This is a genomic window from Hydrogenophaga sp. (genome assembly GCF_025699295.1).
GTDB lineage: Bacteria > Pseudomonadota > Gammaproteobacteria > Burkholderiales > Burkholderiaceae_C > Hydrogenophaga.
Genome location: NZ_JAILWB010000004.1, coordinates 137,960 through 157,864 on the forward strand (window position 1 = coordinate 137,960; position 19,905 = coordinate 157,864).

At 68.7% G+C, this 19,905-nt stretch carries 19 protein-coding genes; 9 read left to right on the top strand and 10 right to left on the bottom strand.

Going from position 1 to position 19,905, the window contains the following annotated elements:
- Positions 1 to 39: 39 nt before the first annotated feature.
- The gene (locus tag K5880_RS05165; protein ID WP_297649499.1) at positions 40 to 996 is read right to left on the bottom strand and encodes a LysR substrate-binding domain-containing protein; all 957 of its coding nucleotides are present in this window, start codon (positions 994 to 996) and stop codon (positions 40 to 42) included.
- A gap of 113 nt (positions 997 to 1,109) precedes the next feature.
- Between K5880_RS05165 and K5880_RS05170 the strand changes: the two genes are divergently transcribed.
- From K5880_RS05170 to K5880_RS05180, 3 genes are read left to right on the top strand one after another with little or no spacing between them, the layout of a single operon-like run.
- Positions 1,110 to 2,312: a CoA transferase gene (locus K5880_RS05170; protein ID WP_297649501.1), complete on the top strand. Its 1,203-nt coding sequence runs from the start codon at positions 1,110 to 1,112 to the stop codon at positions 2,310 to 2,312.
- Positions 2,313 to 2,323: 11 nt separating this feature from the next.
- The gene (locus K5880_RS05175) at positions 2,324 to 3,592 is read left to right on the top strand and encodes a DUF1254 domain-containing protein (RefSeq protein ID WP_297649503.1); all 1,269 of its coding nucleotides are present in this window, start codon (positions 2,324 to 2,326) and stop codon (positions 3,590 to 3,592) included.
- Positions 3,593 to 3,621: 29 nt separating this feature from the next.
- The gene (locus K5880_RS05180; RefSeq protein WP_297649505.1) at positions 3,622 to 4,596 is read left to right on the top strand and encodes a tripartite tricarboxylate transporter substrate binding protein; all 975 of its coding nucleotides are present in this window, start codon (positions 3,622 to 3,624) and stop codon (positions 4,594 to 4,596) included.
- 59 nt (positions 4,597 to 4,655) lie between these two features.
- Here K5880_RS05180 and K5880_RS05185 read toward each other — a convergent pair whose 3' ends face one another.
- Positions 4,656 to 6,083, bottom strand: coding sequence for an N-acetylmuramoyl-L-alanine amidase (locus tag K5880_RS05185; RefSeq protein WP_297649507.1), 1,428 nt, complete (start codon positions 6,081 to 6,083; stop codon positions 4,656 to 4,658).
- Entirely contained in the window at positions 6,080 to 6,613 is a 534-nt protein-coding gene (gene tsaE / locus K5880_RS05190; RefSeq protein ID WP_297649508.1) for a tRNA (adenosine(37)-N6)-threonylcarbamoyltransferase complex ATPase subunit type 1 TsaE, read from the bottom strand. The genes K5880_RS05185 and tsaE overlap by 4 nt, the downstream gene beginning before the upstream one ends.
- A 42-nt stretch (positions 6,614 to 6,655) precedes the next feature.
- Between tsaE and queG the strand changes: the two genes are divergently transcribed.
- Entirely contained in the window at positions 6,656 to 7,747 is a 1,092-nt protein-coding gene (gene queG / locus K5880_RS05195; RefSeq protein WP_297649509.1) for a tRNA epoxyqueuosine(34) reductase QueG, read from the top strand.
- Here the strand turns inward: queG and K5880_RS05200 are convergent.
- A complete protein-coding gene (locus K5880_RS05200) occupies positions 7,723 to 8,160 on the bottom strand; it encodes a MarR family transcriptional regulator (RefSeq protein WP_297649510.1) in 438 nt (145 codons plus the stop codon). The genes queG and K5880_RS05200 overlap by 25 nt on opposite strands.
- 74 nt (positions 8,161 to 8,234) lie before the next feature.
- Here K5880_RS05200 and K5880_RS05205 point away from each other — a divergent pair, with 74 nt between their 5' ends.
- Positions 8,235 to 9,044, top strand: a complete 810-nt coding sequence (locus K5880_RS05205) for a siderophore-interacting protein (protein ID WP_297649512.1) — start codon at positions 8,235 to 8,237, stop codon at positions 9,042 to 9,044.
- Positions 9,045 to 9,046: 2 nt separating this feature from the next.
- Here the strand turns inward: K5880_RS05205 and K5880_RS05210 are convergent, their stop codons facing one another.
- The gene (locus K5880_RS05210; protein ID WP_297649514.1) at positions 9,047 to 10,609 is read right to left on the bottom strand and encodes an acyl-CoA synthetase; all 1,563 of its coding nucleotides are present in this window, start codon (positions 10,607 to 10,609) and stop codon (positions 9,047 to 9,049) included.
- Positions 10,610 to 10,732: 123 nt separating this feature from the next.
- Here K5880_RS05210 and K5880_RS05215 point away from each other — a divergent pair, with 123 nt between their 5' ends.
- From K5880_RS05215 to K5880_RS05225, 3 genes are all read left to right on the top strand, one after another.
- Positions 10,733 to 11,539, top strand: coding sequence for an ABC transporter permease (locus tag K5880_RS05215; RefSeq protein ID WP_297649516.1), 807 nt, complete (start codon positions 10,733 to 10,735; stop codon positions 11,537 to 11,539).
- Between the two features lie 5 nt (positions 11,540 to 11,544).
- On the top strand, positions 11,545 to 12,558 hold the full coding sequence (locus K5880_RS05220; protein ID WP_297649518.1) for a mammalian cell entry protein: 1,014 nt from the start codon (positions 11,545 to 11,547) through the stop codon (positions 12,556 to 12,558).
- A 170-nt stretch (positions 12,559 to 12,728) separates the two neighbouring features.
- Positions 12,729 to 13,304, top strand: a complete 576-nt coding sequence (locus tag K5880_RS05225; protein WP_297649520.1) for a hypothetical protein — start codon at positions 12,729 to 12,731, stop codon at positions 13,302 to 13,304.
- Positions 13,305 to 13,308: 4 nt separating this feature from the next.
- On the opposite strand, the gene K5880_RS05230 is transcribed toward K5880_RS05225, so the two are convergent.
- Positions 13,309 to 14,286: a tripartite tricarboxylate transporter substrate binding protein gene (locus tag K5880_RS05230; RefSeq protein ID WP_297649522.1), complete on the bottom strand. Its 978-nt coding sequence runs from the start codon at positions 14,284 to 14,286 to the stop codon at positions 13,309 to 13,311.
- A 46-nt stretch (positions 14,287 to 14,332) separates the two neighbouring features.
- Positions 14,333 to 15,205 (bottom strand): fumarylacetoacetate hydrolase family protein, encoded by an 873-nt coding sequence (locus K5880_RS05235; protein WP_297649524.1) that lies wholly within the window; start codon positions 15,203 to 15,205, stop codon positions 14,333 to 14,335.
- A gap of 152 nt (positions 15,206 to 15,357) precedes the next feature.
- On the opposite strand from K5880_RS05235, the gene K5880_RS05240 reads away from it, so the two are divergent.
- A complete protein-coding gene (locus tag K5880_RS05240) occupies positions 15,358 to 16,029 on the top strand; it encodes a FadR/GntR family transcriptional regulator (RefSeq protein ID WP_297649526.1) in 672 nt (223 codons plus the stop codon).
- Between the two features lie 331 nt (positions 16,030 to 16,360).
- On the opposite strand, the gene K5880_RS05245 is transcribed toward K5880_RS05240, so the two are convergent.
- Genes K5880_RS05245 through K5880_RS05255 form a run of 3 tightly spaced genes read right to left on the bottom strand, consistent with a single transcriptional unit; the run spans position 16,361 to position 19,806 of the window.
- Positions 16,361 to 17,275 carry an AEC family transporter gene (locus K5880_RS05245; RefSeq protein WP_297649528.1) on the bottom strand — a complete coding sequence of 305 codons (915 nt, stop codon included), beginning with the start codon at positions 17,273 to 17,275 and terminating at the stop codon, positions 16,361 to 16,363.
- 35 nt (positions 17,276 to 17,310) lie between these two features.
- The gene (locus K5880_RS05250; protein ID WP_297649530.1) at positions 17,311 to 17,721 is read right to left on the bottom strand and encodes a DUF1850 domain-containing protein; all 411 of its coding nucleotides are present in this window, start codon (positions 17,719 to 17,721) and stop codon (positions 17,311 to 17,313) included.
- A gap of 30 nt (positions 17,722 to 17,751) precedes the next feature.
- The gene (locus K5880_RS05255; RefSeq protein ID WP_297649532.1) at positions 17,752 to 19,806 is read right to left on the bottom strand and encodes a TRAP transporter permease; all 2,055 of its coding nucleotides are present in this window, start codon (positions 19,804 to 19,806) and stop codon (positions 17,752 to 17,754) included.
- Positions 19,807 to 19,905: the final 99 nt, after the last annotated feature.

A 19,905-nucleotide genomic window follows, 5' to 3' on the forward strand; every position in this document is an offset into this window, starting at 1 on the left:
CCGAGGGTGGGCGGGTGTTCCTGCAGAACGCAGGTTGCGTCACGTGCTTCGCGACCCCGTGGCACCTTCCTTGCGGATCGCGCGCGCGAAGGCCTGCATCACCGGTGGCGTCTGCACGTCGTTGCGCCGCGTGAACAGCCCCAGCGGAGGCAGCGCGATTTCGGGAGCGACCGACAGCCGCCGCACGCCACCACGCGCCACCTCGTCGCGGGCATGCTCGAATCGCACCGCGCACAGCAACGACGGGTCCAGTCGCAATACCGCGCCGATAGTGACCGAGGAGATGGCCTCGATCACCGGCGCGGGCGGGTCCACGCCCTCATTGAGGAAGGCTGTCATGAAGGCCTGGCGCACCAGCGTCTGCCGCGGTGGCGCCACCCAGTTCGCTTCCCGCAGGTCGGTCCAGCGCAGGCGGCGGCGCCGCACCAGCGGGTTGGACGCGGCGGCGAGCACGCACAGGCGGTCCTGCAGCAGCACCTCGGACTGCAGCAGGCGCAGGCGGTCGCTGGTCAACATCTCGGTGGTGAGTGCGCCGAACACGCAGTCGAGGTCACCATCCAGCAGACGCTGGATCAGCTCGCTGACGCGGCCCTCGTGGATGTGCACCGCGGCGCCGGGCATGCGCTGACGCAGTTGCACCACCGCCGCGGGCACCGCCGCCGTCACAGAAAACGCGCCGACCCGCAGCACGGCGCTCGCGCCACTGCGTATCGCCTCGACCTCGTCGCGGGCATGCGCGAGCTCGCCCATCACCACACGCGCGCGGTGCACCGCTGCCGCGCCGGCCGCGGTGACCGTCACGCCCTGGGGGCTGCGCTCGAACAGGCGAGCGCCAAGCGAATCCTCGGTCTCGGCCAGCATCTTGCTGATGGCCGGCTGGCTCAGGTGCAGGCGGCTGGCGGCGGCGCGCATGGTGCCGGTCCCGTCCAGCACCACCAGCAGTTCCAGGTGGCGCAGGCGCAGACGGCGCACGAGGTGGTCGAAACCCTTGTTCATGTGAAACCCCCAGGCAGGTGATCACCAAAGCGGATCACGGTATCAGCATTATTCAATTTTCAGGAATCCCGGCATCGCCTATCGTGAGACCCATACAGGAGACAAGACACACCATGACCGATCCCGAGACTGTTTCTCCGGCCGCGCCGCTTGCAGGTGTTCACGTGGTGGACCTGGGCCAGTACATTGCCGGCCCGGGCGCCGCGATGACACTGGCCGAGCTGGGCGCCAGCGTGACCAAGATCGAACCGCTCGCGGGGGACCAGGCGCGCCACATCGGCCGCTACGGCGAATCGATGGTTCGGGCCTACAACCGCGGCAAACGATCGATCGCGCTCGACCTCAAGAGCGACGCTGGCCGGGAGGCTGCATGGCGGCTGATCTCGCGGGCCGATGTCGTGATCCAGAACCTGCGCCCGGGCGTGGTCGACAAGCTGGGCCTGGGTCCGGCGGCCGTGCGCGAGCGCTTTCCGCGCATCGTCTACCTCTCGATTTCGGGTTTCGGCAGCCGCGGGCCCTCGCGCGATCGGCCGGGTTACGACATTGCAGCGCAGGCCGAGAGCGGCCTGATGTCGGTGACCGGCGAGCCCGACCGGCCGCCGCAGAAGGTGGGCGTGCCCATCGTGGACGCCGCAGCCGCCCACCTGGGCGCCCAGGCGGTTCTGGCGGCCTTGTATGGCCGCGAGAAGACCGGCGTCGGTGCTGCCATCGAAACCTCGCTGCTCGACGTGGCCATGCACTTGCAGGCAGCCACCTGGGCCGATTTCCTGGGTGGCGGGCCTGAGCCCACCCGCATCGGCGACGGCCAGCCGCACAACGCGCCCGCCGCCGAGGTGGTGCCCACACGCGACGGCCACATCGTGCTCTCGGCCTACGCGGACGAACACTGGCTGCGCTTTTGCCGCGTGGTTGGGCGCGAGGAGCTGTCCCGCGACCCACGGTTCTGCAGCAACGAACAGCGAGTCGCAAACCGGGCCGCGCTGCGCGTGGTGCTGCGCGAATGCCTGTCGGATCGCAGCAGCGAGGAATGCGTGGCGCTGCTCGCGGGCAACCAGATTGTTGCCGGCGCCGTGCGCAACTACAGCCAGGTGCTGCGCAGCCCGGGCCTGGAGGCCAGTGGCCTGATCGTCGAGGCGGTTGGTGCCGACGGTCTGCGCTATCGCGCGTTGGGGCTGCCCTACCGCATCGACGATGCGCCGCAGCCGGCGCCCCACGCCGCGCCAGCCTGCGGCGCCGACACCGACGCGCTGCTGGCCGAAGCCGGCTATGGCGCGCACGACATCGCCGCGTTGCGCCGGACTGGCGTGGTGGCCTGATGAACCCGAACATGACGATGCCCCCACAGACCGAAGACCGCGTGCGCCACGCGCTGATCCAGACCCTGCCGCTGTACGAGATGATGCGCATGCGCGCGGCCACCACCGCGCGTCGCCACCCTGTCCTCGGGTTTGCCAGCGAAGAGCGAGGATCGACACAGCGCTGGGTCAACCAGTTCACGCACACGCACCGCAAGCTCGGACCGGACGACCGCGAGGTCGTGAGCCCGAACAACGACACGGTTTACAGCAATGCATGGCTGGACCTCTCGCAGGGGCCTGTGCTGATCGACACGCCCGACATGGGCGATCGCTACTGGACGCTGGGTCTGCTGGATGCATGGACCAATCCGTTTGCCTACGTCGGCCGCCGCACCACCGGCAACCGGCGCCAGCGCACCCTGGTGCATGGCCCGCGCTGGCAGGGCGTGGTGCCAGCGGACGTGTCCCAGGTCATCGTCGCGCCGGGCGACGACGTCTGGCTCATCGGCCGCTTCCTGGTCGACGACTCGGTGGGCGACATGGACGTGGTGCGCGCGCTGCAGGAGCAGCTGCGCATGACGCGCCTGGAAGGCAGCGACGCCGCGATGCGCGTGGACACCCGCATCGATGGGCGTTCGGTGGTCACACCGTCGGCGCAAACCTACATCGATACGGTGAACACCGCGCTGGCCGGCAACCCGCCACCGGCGGGCGAAGCGCTCGAATGGCCGCTCGATACGGGCGCGGTTCAGACTCTGCTGCCGCAGGTGTATGCCGAACTGCGTGAGCAGCAAAACCAGCCGCGCGAGCTCGGTGGCGGCTGGTCCTTGCCGCTGGAGGTGAAGACGCACTGGGGCGCAGACCTGCTGACCCGTGCGCGCGTGGCGCGCAACTTCATTGGTGCGCTCGGCATCGAGGAGGCGATGTACCCCACCGCCGAGGTGGACGGAGAGGGGCGAACGCTCGATGGCACGCACGCCTACGAGTTGCGCTTTGCGCCGGGCGCCGGCCCCAGGGTCGGCGCATTCTGGTCGCTGACGATGTACCGCCGCAGCGATTGCCTGTTCGTTGCCAATCCCATCCACCGCTACTCGATCGGGGACCGCACGCCCGGTCTGCGCCACGACGCCGATGGCGGCCTGGCCATCCGCATCCAGGCCAGTGATCCCGGTCCGGGCCACAACTGGCTGCCCGCGCCCGCCGGCGAACCGTTCTACGTGGTGCTGCGCCTCTACCAGCCGCAGGCCGAACACCTGCAGCACCGCTACGTGTACCCACCGCTGCGACAGCTCGATTGATTTCCATCCACAACACCAGGAGACACACCATGCCCATCCAACGCCGCCACCTGCTTGGCGCCAGCCTCGCCTCCCTCGGTCTCGCGCACACGGGCGCCTTCGCCCAGGCCTGGCCCGCACGGCCGGTGCATCTCATCGCGCCCTATGGCGCGGGCGGGTCCAACGACATCCTCACGCGCCTGCTCGGCGAGGCCCTGGCGCCCCGCATCGGGCAGAGCCTGGTGATCGAGAACAAGGCCGGCGCGGGCACGCGCATCGCCAACGAATACGTGGCGCGTGCCGCGCCCGACGGCCACACCGTGCTGCACGCGGCCGCGCCCATCGCCATCGGCGTGGCGCTCTACCCCAAGCTGCCCTACGACGTGAAGAAGGACTTCGTGCCGGTGCTGAGCACGGCCATCGCCCCTCTGTTCCTCATCGTCAATGCCGATGCGCCCTACAAGACGGTGGCCGAGTTCATCGCCTACGGAAAAGCCAGCGACAAGGGTCTGACCTTCGGTTCACCGGGGGCCGGTTCGGCACCGCACCTCACGGCCGAATTGCTGATGCGCTCGGCCGGAACCAAAGGCCTGGTGGTCCAGTTCCGTGGCGACGCGCCAGCCTATACCGAGCTGCTGGCGGGTCGCATCGATGCGACGCTGACGGCGATCTCGACCGCGTTGCCGCACATCCAGGCCGGCAAGCTGCGCGTGCTGGGGGTGGCCAACGAAGAGCGCACGCCGCTGTACCCGCAGGCCCCGACCTTGCGCGAGTCGGGTCTGGCCTCGGTGGTGGGCTATGGCTGGTACGGGCTTATGGTGCCCGCCGGTACGCCCGCGGCCATCGTGCAGAAACTCAACGCCGAGACGAATGCGGTTCTCAGCGACCCGGAGGTGCGAAAGAAGGTCGAGGCGGTCGGCCTGCAGGTGCGTGGGGGCACGTCGGCCGAGTTCTCTGCCTTCATCGACAGCGAAATCCGCAAGTGGACGCAGGTCATCCAGGCCGCCAACATCAAGCCGGAATGAACGGGTCCGAGTGACCGGGCGGGGGGTCCGGCTGTGCGTCTTCGCGCTGCGGCCGGGCCTCAGATCTGCCGGCTGCGCGCCAGCGGGGGGTTCTTCGAGAAGTAGGCGACGATGCCGCGCAGCAGCGCGTCGGCCAGATCGTTCTGGTACTTCGGGTCATTCAGGCGCTTCTCTTCATCGGGGTTGCTGATGAAGGCGGTCTCCACCAGCACGCTGGGGATGTCGGGCGCGCGCAGCACCGCGAAGTTGGCTTGCTCCACGCGCGGCTTGTGCAGCTTGCCGATCTTCTTGACGTGGCCGAGCATGGCCGTGCCGAGCTTGAGGCTGTCGTTGATCTGGGCCGTGGTGCTCATGTCGAGCAGGGCGCGGCGCACGGTGGCGTCGGCCGCCTTGGCGTTGAGCCCGCCCACGAGGTCGGCGGCGTTCTCCTTGTTGGCCATCCAGCGCGCGGCGGTGCTGGTGGCGCCGCGGGTACTCAGCGCATACACGCTCGCACCCTGCGGGCGTGGCGACATGAACGCATCCGCATGGAGGCTGATGAAGAGGTCGGCCTGCACGGCCTGCGCCTTCTGCACACGCACCTGCAGCGGTACGAAGAAGTCCTTGTCGCGTGTCATGTAGGCGCGCATGGGGTTGCCGTTGACGCGCGTTTCGTTGATGCGGTCGCGCAGTTTCTGCGCGATCTGCAGCACGACCTTCTTCTCGTAGGTGCCACGCGGGCCAATGGCGCCCGGGTCCTCTCCACCATGGCCGGGGTCGAGCGCGACGATGATGAGACGCTCGGTCTTGCCCTTGCCCGGTGGGGGCTGCTTGGCAGGGCTGCCCTTTTTCGGCACGGCTTCGGCCACGGTGGTGTCCTCACCCGCCGGTGCGCCCGGGCCTGGCTTCGGCCGGGTGCCGGGGCGCTCGGCTTGGGCGATCAGGTCGCCCAGGGGGTCGTCGGCGGGCGATCCCGACCGGGCGACCTTGTCGGTCTCCAGTCCCAGCAGGCGCGCGGCGCGCTCGCTGGCGGCGTCGAGTTCGCGGATGCGCTGCGAGATCAGCTGCTCCAGCGGGTCGGGCGGGTTGAGCGGATAGAGATCGAAAACCAGGCGGTGCTGGTACGCTGCCACGGGCTGCAGGCTGAACACCTGCGGCTTGATCGGCTTCTTGAGGTCGAGCACCAGGCGCACGACATTGGGCGCGTTCTGCGCCACGCGGATGCCGGCGATGTTGGGGTCGTCGGACTTGAGGTGACCCACCAGTTCGCGCAGGCTGGGCAGCAGGTCCATGCCCTCAATGTCCACCGCGAGCCGGGGTGGTTCGTTGATGAAGAACTGCCGCGCCTGCAGCGCGCCGTCGGATTCGATGGTCACGCGCGTGTAGTCTTCGGCTGGCCAGATGCGCACGGCCACCACGCTTGCGCCGCGTGCGATCTGCTGCGCGCCCAGCAGCAGCACCAGCGAGCCCGCGCGCAGCAGGGAGCGGCGGTTGAGCGCGTCGTTCATGAAAGGGCCTCCAGCAGCAGGCGGCCGGTGGCAGTGAGGGCCGTGGCGCTGACGATGCGGCGCGTGTCCTGGTCCAGATCGATGTGGGCTTGAGGGGGCATCTCGTCGGGTTGGATGTCGATCCGCAGATCGACCGCAGGGAGGAAGTCGCCGGCGCGCTCCGGCCATTCCACCAGCTTGAGACCGGGGCTCGCGAAAAGTTCGCGAAAACCCGCGTCCTCCCATTCACGCGGGTCGTTGAAGCGGTAGAAGTCGAAGTGCCAGATCTGCAGCGGCTCGCCCGCCGGCATCACCGCGCAGTCGATCGCGCTGTGCGGTTCCACCACGGCATAGGTCGGGCTCTTGATGCGTCCGCGCACACCAAGCGCGCGCAGCAGGTGGCGCACCAGCGTGGTCTTGCCCGCGCCCAGGTCGCCCTGCAGGGTCAGCGTGGCGTGGGCGATGGCGGGAGAGGTGGCGAGCTGGCGGGCAAAGGCCTGCGTGTCTTCTTCGGCGGTCCAGCGGCCCTGCCAGGTTGCCGCAGGGGACACGGAGCCCGCAGGCGCCGGCCCGGTTCCTACAATGGGCTTCACATGACGTTCGCTTTTGATGCCGCTCAACTCGTCTCGCAGATACAGGCTTGGGGCCAGGAGCTTGCATTTTCCCAAATTGGCGTCGCAGGTGTGGATTTGTCGGCCGCGGAACCGGGTTTGCAGGCCTGGTTGTCGGCTGGATGTCACGGTGACATGGGCTACATGGCCGCCCACGGCATGAAACGCGCACGGCCCGCCGAACTGGTGCCAGGCACGCTGAGCGTGATCACCGCGCGCATGGACTACCTGCCGCGCGCCACGCCCGAGGGCTGGCAGGCGCTGGAGTTGCGGCGCCTGGAGCATCCGGGCGAGGCCGTGGTGTCGATGTACGCGCGCGGCCGGGACTACCACAAGGTCCTGCGCAATCGCCTGCAGACGCTGGCCGAACGCATCCAGGGCGCCGTGGGGCCGCTGGGTCACCGCGTGTTCACCGATTCCGCGCCGGTGCTCGAAGCCGAACTGGCACAGCGCAGCGGCCAGGGCTGGCGCGGCAAGCACACGCTGCTGCTGAATCGCGAAGCCGGGTCGATGTTTTTCCTTGGAGAGATCTACGTCGACCTCGCACTGCCCACCACCGGTCCGGTCAGCGAACACTGCGGCGCCTGCCGCGCCTGCATCGACATCTGCCCCACGCAGGCCATCACCGCGCCGCACCGGCTTGACGCACGCCGTTGCATCAGTTACCTCACCATCGAACACGGCGGACCGATTCCCGAAGAACTGCGCCCTCTGATGGGCAACCGCGTCTACGGCTGCGACGACTGCCAGCTGGTCTGCCCCTGGAACAAGTTCGCCCAGCGCAGCCCGCTGCCGGACTTCGACGAACGCGAAGGCCTGAGCGGTGCGGCGCTGGTCGAGCTGTTTGCGTGGAGCGAAGAAGAGTTCCTGCGCCGCACCGAGGGCAGCCCGATCCGCCGCATCGGGCACGAACGCTGGTTGCGCAACATCGCTGTGGCGCTGGGCAACGCGCTGCGTGCGGGGCATGACGACGAAATTCTGCGCGCGCTGCAGTCCCGTGCCGACCATCCGGGCGAGCTGGTGCGCGAGCACGTGGCGTGGGCCCTGGCTCAGGACGTCCCGACCGCGTCCTGAAGCCGGTCGAGCAGGGCCAGCAGGGTGGAACGCTCGCTCTCGTCCAGACCGGCGGTCATGGTCTTCTCGAAACGCACAAGGTGCTGCTGCATCCTGCGTCGCAGCGCCAGGCCGGCAGCCGTGGCGCTCACACGCTGGCAGCGGCCGTCGTCGGGGTCGGGGCGGCTCTGCAGCAGGCCGCGCTCAAGCAGCAGCTTGACGACGCGGGCGATCTGGGCCTTGTCGCGCCCCGAGTGCTGCACCAGGTCGCGCTGCGTGGCGCCGTCGTGGCGCGCGAAGAAGGCCAGGCAACGCGCTTCCATCGACCCCAGTCCCTCGCCGTCATTTCGCATGGCTTCCCGCAGGTGGCGCCGCAGGCCATGCGTGATGTTGTGCAGGCGGTCCAGCACGTCGGTGTTCGTCTGTCGTGTCATCGTGGGTCGTCCATGTGGTTGACATTGTCATCCAATCAGGGCATTATCGTTGTCATTATCAACCAGATGAAAACATGAATACAAGCGAATCAAACGCCCTGGCCGTCGAGCGCGTGCGCCATGAGACCAAGGTACGCCGCCTGCAGGTGCTGCACATCGAGCAGGTCAGCCCGCATTTCCTGCGCGTGCGTCTCGCGGGCGATGCGCTGCGCGGCTTCGTCTCGGCCTCGTTCGACGACCACGTCAAACTCATGCTGCCGGCGCAACCGGGTACCCCGCTCGTGCTGCCCGAAGCCGGGCCGGACGGCCTGGCCCTGCCGCCGGGTGCCGAGCGCCCTGTCATGCGCGACTACACGCCGCGCCGCTTCGATGGCGAGGCTGGTCTGCTCGACATCGAATTCCTGCTGCACGGCGATGGCGTCGCATCACGCTGGGTCGGGCAGGCCCGCGAGGGCGACGAGGTGGGGATCGGCGGACCTCGCGGTTCCTTCGTGGTGCCGACGGGCTTCGACTGGCATCTGCTGGTGGGCGACGAAACGGCCCTGCCCGCTATCGCACGGCGGCTGGAGGAACTGCCCGAGACCGCGCACGCGATCACGGTGATCGAGACCGCCGATGCCGGCGACCGGCGAGCGCTGAACAGCCGCGCGCATCTGCAGACGCACTGGGTCCGCAGCGGGGAGGTCAGCGCGCTGGCGAGCACCGTGCGGGCCCTGGCGCTACCGTCGGGCGAGGGTTTTGCCTGGGCCGCAGGTGAGGCCGCCAGCATGGTCGCCGTGCGCCAGGCTCTGGTGCAGGGGCATGGGATGGACAAGGCGCGCGTGCGCGCCTCGGCCTACTGGAAGCGCGGCAGCGTCGGCCACCACGAAACGCTGGGCGGCTGAGTTCAGTTCGTGTAGCGCTGGCGCAGCTCGCGCTTGAGCAGCTTGCCGCTGGGGTTCTTGGGCAGGCTGTCGGTGAAGACCACGCGCTTCGGGCTCTTGAACGCGGCCATGTGCTGGTTGCAGTGCGCCACCACCTCGGCCTCGGTCAGCGTCTGGCCCGCCTTGACGACGATCACGGCGGTGACCGCTTCCACCCACTTCGGGTCGGGCAGGCCGATCACCGCCACCTCGCTCACCGCCGGCAGGCGGTAGACCATCTCCTCCACCTCGCGGCTGGCCACGTTCTCGCCGCCGGTCTTGATCATGTCCTTCTTGCGGTCGACCACGGTGATGTAGCCCTCGTCGTCGATCACCGCGAGGTCGCCGCTGTGGAACCAGTCGCCCTCGAACGCGGCTTTCGTGCGCTCCGGGTCGTTGAAGTAGCCCAGCATCAGGTGCGGCGAGCGGTGCACGATTTCGCCGACCTCGCCCACGGCCACGTCCCGCATCGCGTCGTCGACCACGCGCGTCTCCACGTTGATCACGGCCTTGCCGCAGGAACCGGGCTTGCGCAACTGGTCGTTGGGGCCGAGCATGGTGGCCAGCGGCGCGATCTCGGTCTGGCCGTACAGGTTCCACAGCCGCACCGAGGGCAGACGCGCGGCCAGTTCCTTGAGCACCTCCACCGGCATGATGGAGGCACCGTAGTAGCCCTTGGCCAGATGTTTGAGCTTCGCCGCGTCGAACAGCGGCGAACGCAGCAGCGCGATCCACACCGTGGGCGGTGCAAAGAAGCTGGTGATGCCGTGGCGCTCGATCAGCGCGAGCAGGTTGTCGGGCACCGGCCTGGCCGTGATCACGTTGCTGCTGCCGATGTAGATGGCCGGGCCGAAGAACACGTCAAGCTGCGCGCAGTGGTACAGCGGCAGCGCGTGCAGCGCGCGGTCGTCCTCGGCAATGTCCGCGTTGATCACGCAGCTCACGTACTGCCACAGCACGGCGTCGTGTGTGAGCATGGCGCCCTTGGGCGTGGACTCGGTGCCGCTGGTGTAGACGATCTGCGCCAGATCGTAGCTGCCCAGGCTCACGTCGGGCAGCGGGTCGGTGCAGGCGGCCAGCGTGTCGAACGCGTGCATGCCGGCGACCGGCTCGCTTGGGTCCTCCGAGGGCAGCCAGAGGTACTGGGCCACCTGCGTGTCCAGCGCTGCCGCCGCGCGCGCGAGCTCGGCCAGACCGCTGTCGGTGGCCAGCGTCCTGGCGCCCGCGTGGCGCAGGATATACGCGACCTCGTCGGCCTTGAGCATGAAGTTGATCGGCACCATGACCGCGCCCCGGCGCGCCAGCGCGAAGCGCAGCGCGGCAAAGCCGTGCGAGTTGCGCGCCAGCACGGCCACCTTGTCGCCCTGCGCCACGCCGATCCCGGCCAGGCCTGCGGCCAGGCGGCTGACCAGTGCGTCGAATTCGGCGTACGTCCATTGCGTGTCGCCGCAGACGATGGCGGTCTTGGCGGGCAGCCGCTGGGCGGTGCGGCGCAGGGCGTCGGCGATGGTCTGGCGGCGCACCACCGGGTGGATGGACGAGGGCATGCAATGTCTCCTGTTGCTGGGAACGTCAGCGCCGGATTCTGACCGGCGCGGGTTTCGCATGCTGTCACATTTGCAGGCTTGCGCGCCGATGCCCGGGCGCGGACCCACGGCTATCATCGGTTCATGAACCCGGTGACCTCCGCGCAATCCACCCTGCACCGCTGGGGCCGGGCGGCGCGCGCGAGCTGGGACGCCTGGTGGCACACGCTGCTGGTGGGCGCGCAGATCCTGGTGCTGGCGCTCTCGCCGACGAGCTACAGCGCGGGCACGCACCGGCGCGCCGTGTTCGAGAGCCTGTACCGCGCCACCGCGCCTCTGCTCACCTGGTTCCTCACGCTCTCGGCACTGGTCAGCCTGGTGCTGATCCGCATCGTGGTGGCCACGGCCACCAGCTATGGCCTGTCGCAGTACGCGCTGGAGGTGCTGGTGCGCACGCTGGTGCTCGAACTCATTCCGCTCTACGCCGCGCTGTTCGTCGCGGTGCGCTATGCCATGCCCGGCGCGCAGGCGGTGCGCAAGCAGCTGGCGCTGCAGCAGCGCGCAGGCCGCCTGCCCGAGCGGCAGATGCTGCTGGTGAACGAGTTGCTGCCGCGCGCGCTGGGCTGCGTGTTCTCGGTGCTGCTGCTCGCAGGGCTGAGTTCCCTGGTGGCCCTGATACTGACTTACCTCACGGTCTACGGCTTCTCGCCCTGGGGCCTGCCGGGTTACACGCACGCCGTTGGTGGCGTGTTCACGCCCGCGGTCTCGCTCATCTTTTCGCTCAAGACCCTGTTCTTCAGCCTGGCGGTGGCGGTGGTGCCGCTGGCTGCGAGCGCCCAGCCGGACGCGCTGGGGAACTACACCCGTCGCAGCGACATGAGCGAGTTCGCGCGCCTGTTCTCGGTGGTGCTGCTGATCGAGGTGGTGTCGCTGGTGGGCAACTACTATTGAAGACCATGAATCCCACGCCACCCCCCTCACCCACGCCCGCCGACGCGCCACCGGTGAAGAACCTGGAGCTCAAGGCCGCGCTGCTGCTGGTGCTCATGGTGGTCTTGCTGCTGGGCTCGGCCGCCTACATCCTGTATGCGCGCGGCGTGCTCGAACCCACGCAGCGGCTGGTGCTGATCTCGGACGATTCCGAGGGCGTCGTGGTCGGAATGGACATGACCTTTGCCGGTTTTGCCATCGGGCGCGTGGCGCGCATCGAACTGGCCGACGACGGCAATGTGCGCATCCTGATCGACGTACCCGAATCGGACGCGAAATGGTTGCGCACGTCGAGCATCTTCACCATGGAGCGCGGCCTGGTGGGCGGCACGCGCATCCGCGCGTACAGCGGCGTGCTGGACGATCCGCCGCTGCCCGATGGCGCCGAGCGCACGGTGCTGCGCGGCGACACCGCGGCCGAGATCCCCAAGCTTGCCGCGAGCATGCGAGAGGTGCTGGAGAACCTGGCCGCGCTGACCCGCAGCGACGGCGCGCTGGCCGGCACCCTGAGCAATGTGGCGGGTGCGACCGAGCGCCTCAAGGGTCCACAGGGCGCCATGGGCGTGCTGATGGGCAGTGACGAAGACGCGAAGAAGCTGGTGCTCACCATCGAGCGCACCAATGCTCTTCTGCTGCGCGCCGACGCGCTCGCCCGGCGGCTGGACAGCCTGGCCGCCAACGCCGACCGGCAGGTGTTCGGCCAGGGCGCGGCGCCGGGTGAGGGCAGCCTGGCGGGCGATGCGCGCGCCACCGTCCAGCAGCTCACCGCCTTGCTGACCCAGGCCCGCACCAGCCTGCAGAAGGTTGACGCGGTGCTGGTCGAGGTGCAGGGTATCGCGGGCAACACCCGCGAAGCCACGGGCGACCTGGGCACGCTGCGCGGCGAGGTCGAGTCCAGCCTGCGCAAGGTGGAGTCGCTGATCAACGACATCAACCGCAAGTGGCCATTCGCCCGCGACACGGAGATCAAGCTGCCGTGAACACGATCACCCCTGCGCCGGGACCCAGGGTCCCGTCACCCCCTCAAGGGGGCAATGCCTGCGGCCCGGCGAAGCCGGTTCCGCGGCATTTCTGGACTGGCGTGTCTGCTTTCGTGGCGTTTTTTGCGCTGTCCGCCTGTTCCAGTCAGCCCCCCGCGCCCGAGTGGCAGATGAATGCGAAGGGCAGCGCGGAGCGCGCGGCCCAGGCGTGGCTGGTGGGGGACGCGCGCATCGAGGCGGCGGAGTTCGCGCGCGTGCGCGCCGCGCTGGCCAGCACCGGCCAGCCCGCGCTGCTGGCGCGTGCCGAACTGCTGCGCTGCGCCACGCGCGTGGCTTCGCTGGTGTTCGAGCCCTGCACCGGCTTTGACGCGCTGGCGCAGGACGCGCAACCGGCCGAGCAGGCCTATGCGCGCTATCTCGCGGGCGCGGCCACGCCGGCCGACGTTGCGCTGCTGCCCGAAGCCCATCGCGCGCTGGTGCAAGGCGCCGCGCCCGAGGCGGCCCTGGCCGTGATCCAGGACCCGTTGTCGCGGCTCGTGGCCGCCGGCGTGTTGCAGCGACAGGGCCGGGCATCGGGCGAGGTGGCCGCGCGCGCAGTGGACACCGCGTCGGCCCAGGGCTGGCGCCTGCCCTTGCTGGCCTGGCTCAGGCTGCAACAGCAGCGCGCCCGGGAAACCGGCGCCGGTGACGAGGCCGCGCGCCTGCAACGGCGCATCGACCTCGTCTCCGGCACGGCAGCGCGCTGACGGATCAGTTCACCTTGCCGATGCGCTGCACCACGGATTTCATGGCCGCGGCGTCGGCCTTCACGAAGGCATCGAACTCCGAGGCGTCCTGGTACTGGAACCGGGTGCCGGCCGTGGTCATCACCTGGATGGTGCGCTCGTCGCGTGCGGCGGCGCGAGCGGCTTCGCGCAGCTTGTCGATCACCGGTTGCGGCGTGCCGGCCGGCGCAAACAGGCCCGCCCACTGCGAATAGCTGACGTTCACGCCCAGCTCCTTGAAGCTGGGGACGTCGGGCAGCAGCGCCAGGCGGCCTTCGCCCCAGTGGGCCAGTGCGCGCATGCGCCCGCTCCTGATGTGGCCCACGACGCTGGCCGGCCCGCTCGCCAGGGCCTCCACCTGGTTGCCCAGCAGGCCGACGATGGCCGGGCCGGCGCCGGTATAGGGCACATGCAGCATGAAGGTGCCGGTGGCGGCCTTGAGCTGCTCCATCGGCACCTGCATGGTGCCGTAGTTGCCCGACGAACCGAAGCTGATGCGCCCTGGATTGGCCTTGGCGTGCGCGATGAACTCGGCATAGGTCTTCCAGGGGCTGTCGGCGCGCACCACCAGCACCGTCGGGTCGGCGGTCATGCGCGCGATCGGCGTGAGCTGGTTCACCTCGAACTGCGGCGGACGCTCCAGGATGCGGTCGGCCTCGGGCAGCACCACCAGCGACGACAGCGCCATGAGGATGGTGTAGCCGTCTGCCGGCGCCTTGGCCACGGCGGCCATGCCGATGGCGCCACCCGCTCCGCCGCGGTTGACCACCACCACCGACTGGTTCAGGTGGCGCGCCATGGCCTCGGCCACCGGGCGGCCCACGGTGTCGGCCACGCCACCGGGCGGAAAGGGGACGATCATGGTCACGGGCTTGCTCGGGTAGGCGTCCTGCGCGGCGGCCAGGCCAACGGTGGCGGCCAGGGCGAGGGCGAGGCTGCACAGCTTGAGTGCGGTTCGGTTCATGTGCGATGTCTCCTGTGTGTTGTCGGTGTTCAAGGGCGGAAAGCGGTCAGACGAAGCGGTTGCGCAGCGTGCCGATGCCATCGATCTCGATGCGCACCACGTCGCCGCTCTTCAGAAAGGTGGGCGGCGTCATGCCCAGGCCCACACCGGCGGGCGTGCCGGTGGCGATCACGTCGCCGGGGTAGAGCGTGATGCCGCGCGAGATGGTTTCAATCAGCGTCGGAATGTCGAAGATCAGGTCTTCGGTGCGGCCGTCCTGGCGCGGCTCGTCGTTGACCCAGCAGCGCACGCGCGTGTGCTGGCCATCGAGCTCGTCGGCGGTGACGATCCACGGTCCCATGGGGCAGAAGGTGTCGAAGCTCTTGCCCATGTCCCACTGCTGGTGGCGCATCTGCACGTCGCGCGCGGTCACGTCGTTGACGATGGTGTAGCCGTAGACGTGTTTCATGGCGTCGGCCCTGGCGATGTTCTTGCCACCGGTGCCGATGACCACGGCCAGCTCCGCTTCGTAGTCGATCTGCGGCGAGATGTGATCACCCGGCAGTTGCACCTCGTCGCCGTCGGCGATCACGCACTCGGGCACTTTGGTGAACACGATGGGCCAGGCCGCCGGATTGGTGTTGTTGTTCTTGAACACCGAGCCCTGCAGTTCCCTGGCGTGCTCGTGGTAGTTGCGGCCCACGCACCAGAGGTTGCGCCGGGGCAGGGGCAGCGGGGCCTCGAGCCGCACCTCGCCCAGCGCGAGGGCGTTGCCAGCCTCGGTGGGCAGCGGCAGGCCGGCCGCGCTGGCCTCGATCAGCGCGAGCGCGCCGAGCCGGGCGTCGGCCGGGTCCAGGGCCAGCGGGGTGATGGCCAGACCGTCGGCGGACACGCGCCCCACCTGGCGCCGGCCGTCGTGAACAAAAGTCGCAATGCGCACACACACTCCTTGTGAAAATCCGTAGAAGATACCAAAAGTACCAATTGGTACCTGATGATGGATGGTAGGCGATACCAATGAGAAGTGGACTGGGGAAATCACGTATGCGGTTGCTTTGGCGGATATTGGTATGTTTTGGTACAGTTGGCGCGATGAGCATGTCCACACCACTGCGCGACACCATCCTCGACCAGTTGCAGGCCGGTCAGTGGCGCGCGGGCGATCGCCTGCCCACCGAACGCGAGCTCTCCAGCCGGTTCAACGTGAGCCGCACCACGGTGCGCAAGGCGCTGCTCGAACTCAAGGCGCAGGGCCTGATCGAGCAGACCGTGGGCAGTGGCACCTTCGTGACCGAAGACGCCGGCGCGCGCCTGGGCCGGCGCGTGCAGCAGGACTCGTCGCAGCACACCAGCCCGGCCGCGTTGATGGAGGCACGCCTGGCCTTGGAGCCGGCGATCATCGAGATGGCGATCCGCAACGCCAACCAGGCGGACCTGCAGCGCATGGACGCCTGCTGCGACAACGCCGAGCGCGCCGAGACGCTGGAGGCCTTCGAGCACTGGGACGCCGAGCTGCACCAGGCGATTGCCGACGCGGCGCACAACAGCTTCGTGGCCAATGTGTTCACGCTGATGAAGACGGTGCGTGCGCAGGGTGACTGGGGGCAGCTCAAGAAGAAGAGCGTGACGCCCGAGCGGCGCCTGGCCTACCAGACCGAGCACCGCGCCATCGTGGAGGCACTGCGCGACCGCGATGCGGTGCGGGCGCGCGAGTTGACGCTGGCGCACCTGCTGCATGTGCGGCAGAACCTGCTCGGGTATTAGCTCTCTCGCGTTCGTTGCGTTGCGTTGCGTTGCGTTGAGTGCGGAGACCTCGCGGGATCGGGCACCCGGGCGCTCTGCTCCGCTCATGTCCCCCGAACCGACTGCGCCGGTTCTCCTCCTTGACTTCGCTGCGCAGAGCGCCCGGGTGCCCGATCCGAAGCAGCGGTGGCATGCCAGCGGTGGACTGCTCTGGTGCAGGCGGACCGAGGCGCTGGGCTGACCGGCGCAGCGAAGTCAAGGAGGAGACAAGGGCGAAGCCCTGGGCGGGGGACATGAGCGGAGCCGGTCAGCCCAGTGCCTCGGTCCATACCAAGCCCGCAGGCCTGAAACGTCAGGGGATGTTCCCCAGCACGCCCAGCGCAAACGGCAGGCTCACCATGCCCAGCAAGGTCGACAGCGTGACCAGGCCAGCCACATACGGCCCGTTGTAGCCCATGCGCGCGGCCAGCACATAGCAGCTCGACGCGGTGGGCACGGCCGAGAACATCAGCAGGATGGTGGTCTGCGTCGGGTCGAGCCCGAACAGCCTGGCAAGGCCGAAGGCCATGAGCGGCATGCCCAGGTGCTTGCAGGCCAGCACCAGCATGCCCAGCGTCTTGGCGCTGGCCAGCATGCCGAACTGCATGCCCGCGCCGGCGGCCAGCAGGCCCAGTGCCAGCGAAGCCTGGCCGATGCGGTTCACCGTGGGCTCCAGCCAGAACGGCATGGAGAAACCCAGCAGGTTGGCGATCAGGCCCGAGACAGTGCCGATGATCAAGGGATTGCGCAACAGCTCGCGCGCAAAGCCCTTGTTGCCGTGTCGCGCCATCGGCCAGACCGCGCCGACGTTGAAGATCGGCACACAGACCCCGATGATCACCGCCACCAGCAACAGGCCCTCGGGCCCGGCCACGCGATCTGCCAGCGCCAGCAGGATGAAGGAGTTGAAGCGGAAGGCAACCTGTGCGCTGGCCGCGTGCAGGCGCACATCGAGCCGCTTGCCCAACCAGGGCCAGTGGGGCAGGGAGTACGACAGCGCGATGGCACACACCGCCAGCGAAACCGCCGCACCCACCAGACTGGAGGCGGCGCCCAGGTCCAGCGGGCTCTTCACGATGCTGTGGAACAACAGCACCGGGAAAAGGAAGTAGTAGACGAGGCTCTCCACCTGCTCCCATACCTTGCGGTTGAGCGCGGTGAAGCGGCACACCAGGTAGCCGCAAAGGATGAGCGAGAAGTCGGGGAAGAGGAGCTGCGCGAAGTTCACCGGGCGAGCATAACTGTCCGCACGGGGCCGCCGGCTCAGCGCGTGGCGGGAGCTTCGCAGGCGGTCAACAGGGTGACCCCGCCGTCCGACTTCAGCCAGTGCGACAGGGCGCGGCACTGGCCGCCGGTGCACAACTCGTAGTCGGCAGTGAACTCTGAACGTGAGAGCCGCAATCCTGCGGGCTGCGGCAACTGGGGGGTGTAGCTGTACCAGCCGTCCTTCAGCACCGCGTCGGGCGCTGGCTCCATGCCGGCGGCCGAGCCGCGCACGCGGGCCGCCAGCGCGCGCAGTGCGGCCCGCCCTTCGGGCGTCATCACCACCGCGTAGTCTTCTTCCCAGCGCACCATTTCAATGGAATGCGTCCAGGCCAGCGTGAAGCGCTCGGTGGCGATGAAGGCCGGCACGTGGGTCGGCGCGGCGGCCAGGGCCGCGAGGGCCAGACACACGCCCGCTGTGGACACCGCCGCGCCCCGCGCTCAGCGCGCTGCGCTCAGCGCGCGCTGCTGGCGGGTGCGCCACCAGTGCCAGGCCACGAAGACGGCAATGGCCCCCAGACCGATCTCGTCGGTCAGCGGCAGTGCCACCACGAGGAAGCTTGCCGACACCACGGCCACCGCGCGTTCGACCCAGTTCAGGCGCCCGAACAGGAAACCGATGGCGCCCGCGCCCCACATGCCGATGGCCAGCAAGGCCTTGAACACGATCCAGAGCGTGTCACTCCAGTCGCCGGACTGCAGCATGAGCGCCGGGCTGTACACCGCCATGAAGGGCACGATGAAGCCGGCGATGGCCACGCGGATGGCCTGCATGCTGATCTTCAGGCCGGTCTCGCGCGCGATCGGGGCCGCGGCGAAACACGCCAGCGCCACCGGCGGCGTGAGGTCGGCCATGATGCCGAAATAGAACACGAACATGTGCGAGACGATCAGCGGCACGCCCAGCTCCAGCAGCACCGGCGCGGCCAGCGAACTGGTGATGATGTAGTTGGGAATGGTGGGAATGCCCATGCCCAGCACCAGACAGGTGAGCATGGTCAGCAGCAAGGCCAGGAACAGGCTCTCGCGGCCCACGGCGATGATGTAGCCGCCGAGCTCGGCGGCCACACCGGTGAGGTTGATCACCCCGATGATCACACCCACCAGTGCGCAGGCAATGGCCACCGGCAAGGCGTGGCGCGCACCTTCGACCAGCGCACGCACCGCGAGCTGGCGGGCGTCGCCGCCCACGCGCCGGATGAAGGTGAGCGCCAGCAGGACGGCGGTGATCACGAAGAAGGTGATCACGCCGAACTCGATGAAGCCCGCGCAGGCCAGGCCCAGCAGCACCCAGAACAGGCCGCGCAGCGCGGGGCCCTTGACGCCGGTCATGACGGCCGCGCCGAAGATCAGGATCACCGTCAGCGCCAGGCCGACCGTGCCGGAGAACAGCGGCGTGTAGCCCGAGAACAGCAGCGCGACCAGGCCGGCGAGCGGCAGCAGCAGGTACCAGCGCTGGCGCACGGCGGTCCAGGGGTTGGGACAGTCTTCCTTGGCCAGGCCGGTCAGGCCCTTGTTGCCGGCTTCCAGGTGCACCATCCAGAAGGCGGTGACGAAGTACAGGATGGCGGGAATGATGGCCGCCTGCACGATGGACAGGTAGGGCACGTTGATGGTCTCGGCCATGATGAAGGCCACGGCCCCCATCACCGGCGGCATGATCTGCCCGCCCATGCTGGCCGTGGCTTCCACGCCCCCTGCAAACGCCGGGCTGTAGCCGAAGCGCTTCATGAGCGGAATGGTGAACTGGCCGGTGGTGACCACGTTGGCCACACCCGAGCCGTTGATGGTGCCCATGAGGCCCGAGGAGATCACCGACACCTTGGCAGGGCCGCCGCGCGTGTGGCCCACGGTGCCCATGGCGAAGTCGTTGAACAGGCGGATCATGCCGGCCTGTTCGAGGAAGGCGCCGAACAGGATGAACAGGAAGATGTAAGTGGAGGACACATAGGTCGGCGTGCCGTAGATGCCTTCCAGTCCCATGCCGAGCTGACCCACGATCTGGTCCAGGCCATAGCCCCGGTGCGCCAGGTTGCCGGGCAGGTGCTGGCCGAAGACGGCATAGGTCAGGAAGATCAGGCAGATCAGCGGCAGGCCCCAGCCCATCACGCGGCGCGCCGCCTCGAACACCAGTGCCACGGCGACGACGCCGACCACCCAGTCGGCCAGGGTGAGTTCACCGGCGCGCAGGGTCAGGTCGGCCTCGAACACCCACTGGTACAGGCCGGTGGCAAAGCCCGCGATGCCCAGCACCCAGCCCAGGGCACGCCAGCCGGCGTTGCGCCCGCCCATGGGCGGGAACAGCGCAAAGATCATCAGCAGCACGAAACCCACGTGCAATGCGCGGATCACCTGGCTGGAGAACGGGTGGAATGCCGCCATCCAGATCTGGTAGGCCGAGAACAGGATGGCGATCCAGAAAACAGCACCGGTCAGGGGGCTGGCGTGGCTCTCTGCGGGGCTGTCGGGTGCGCTGGGCGTGTTGTGTTCGTTCATGGAAACCTCGGGTCAACAGAAATGGAAACGGCCCCGGGTAGGGGCCGTGTCAAACCGGGCGGGTGTCGGGTGCAACACCGGGGCGCCTGGTCGCCTGTC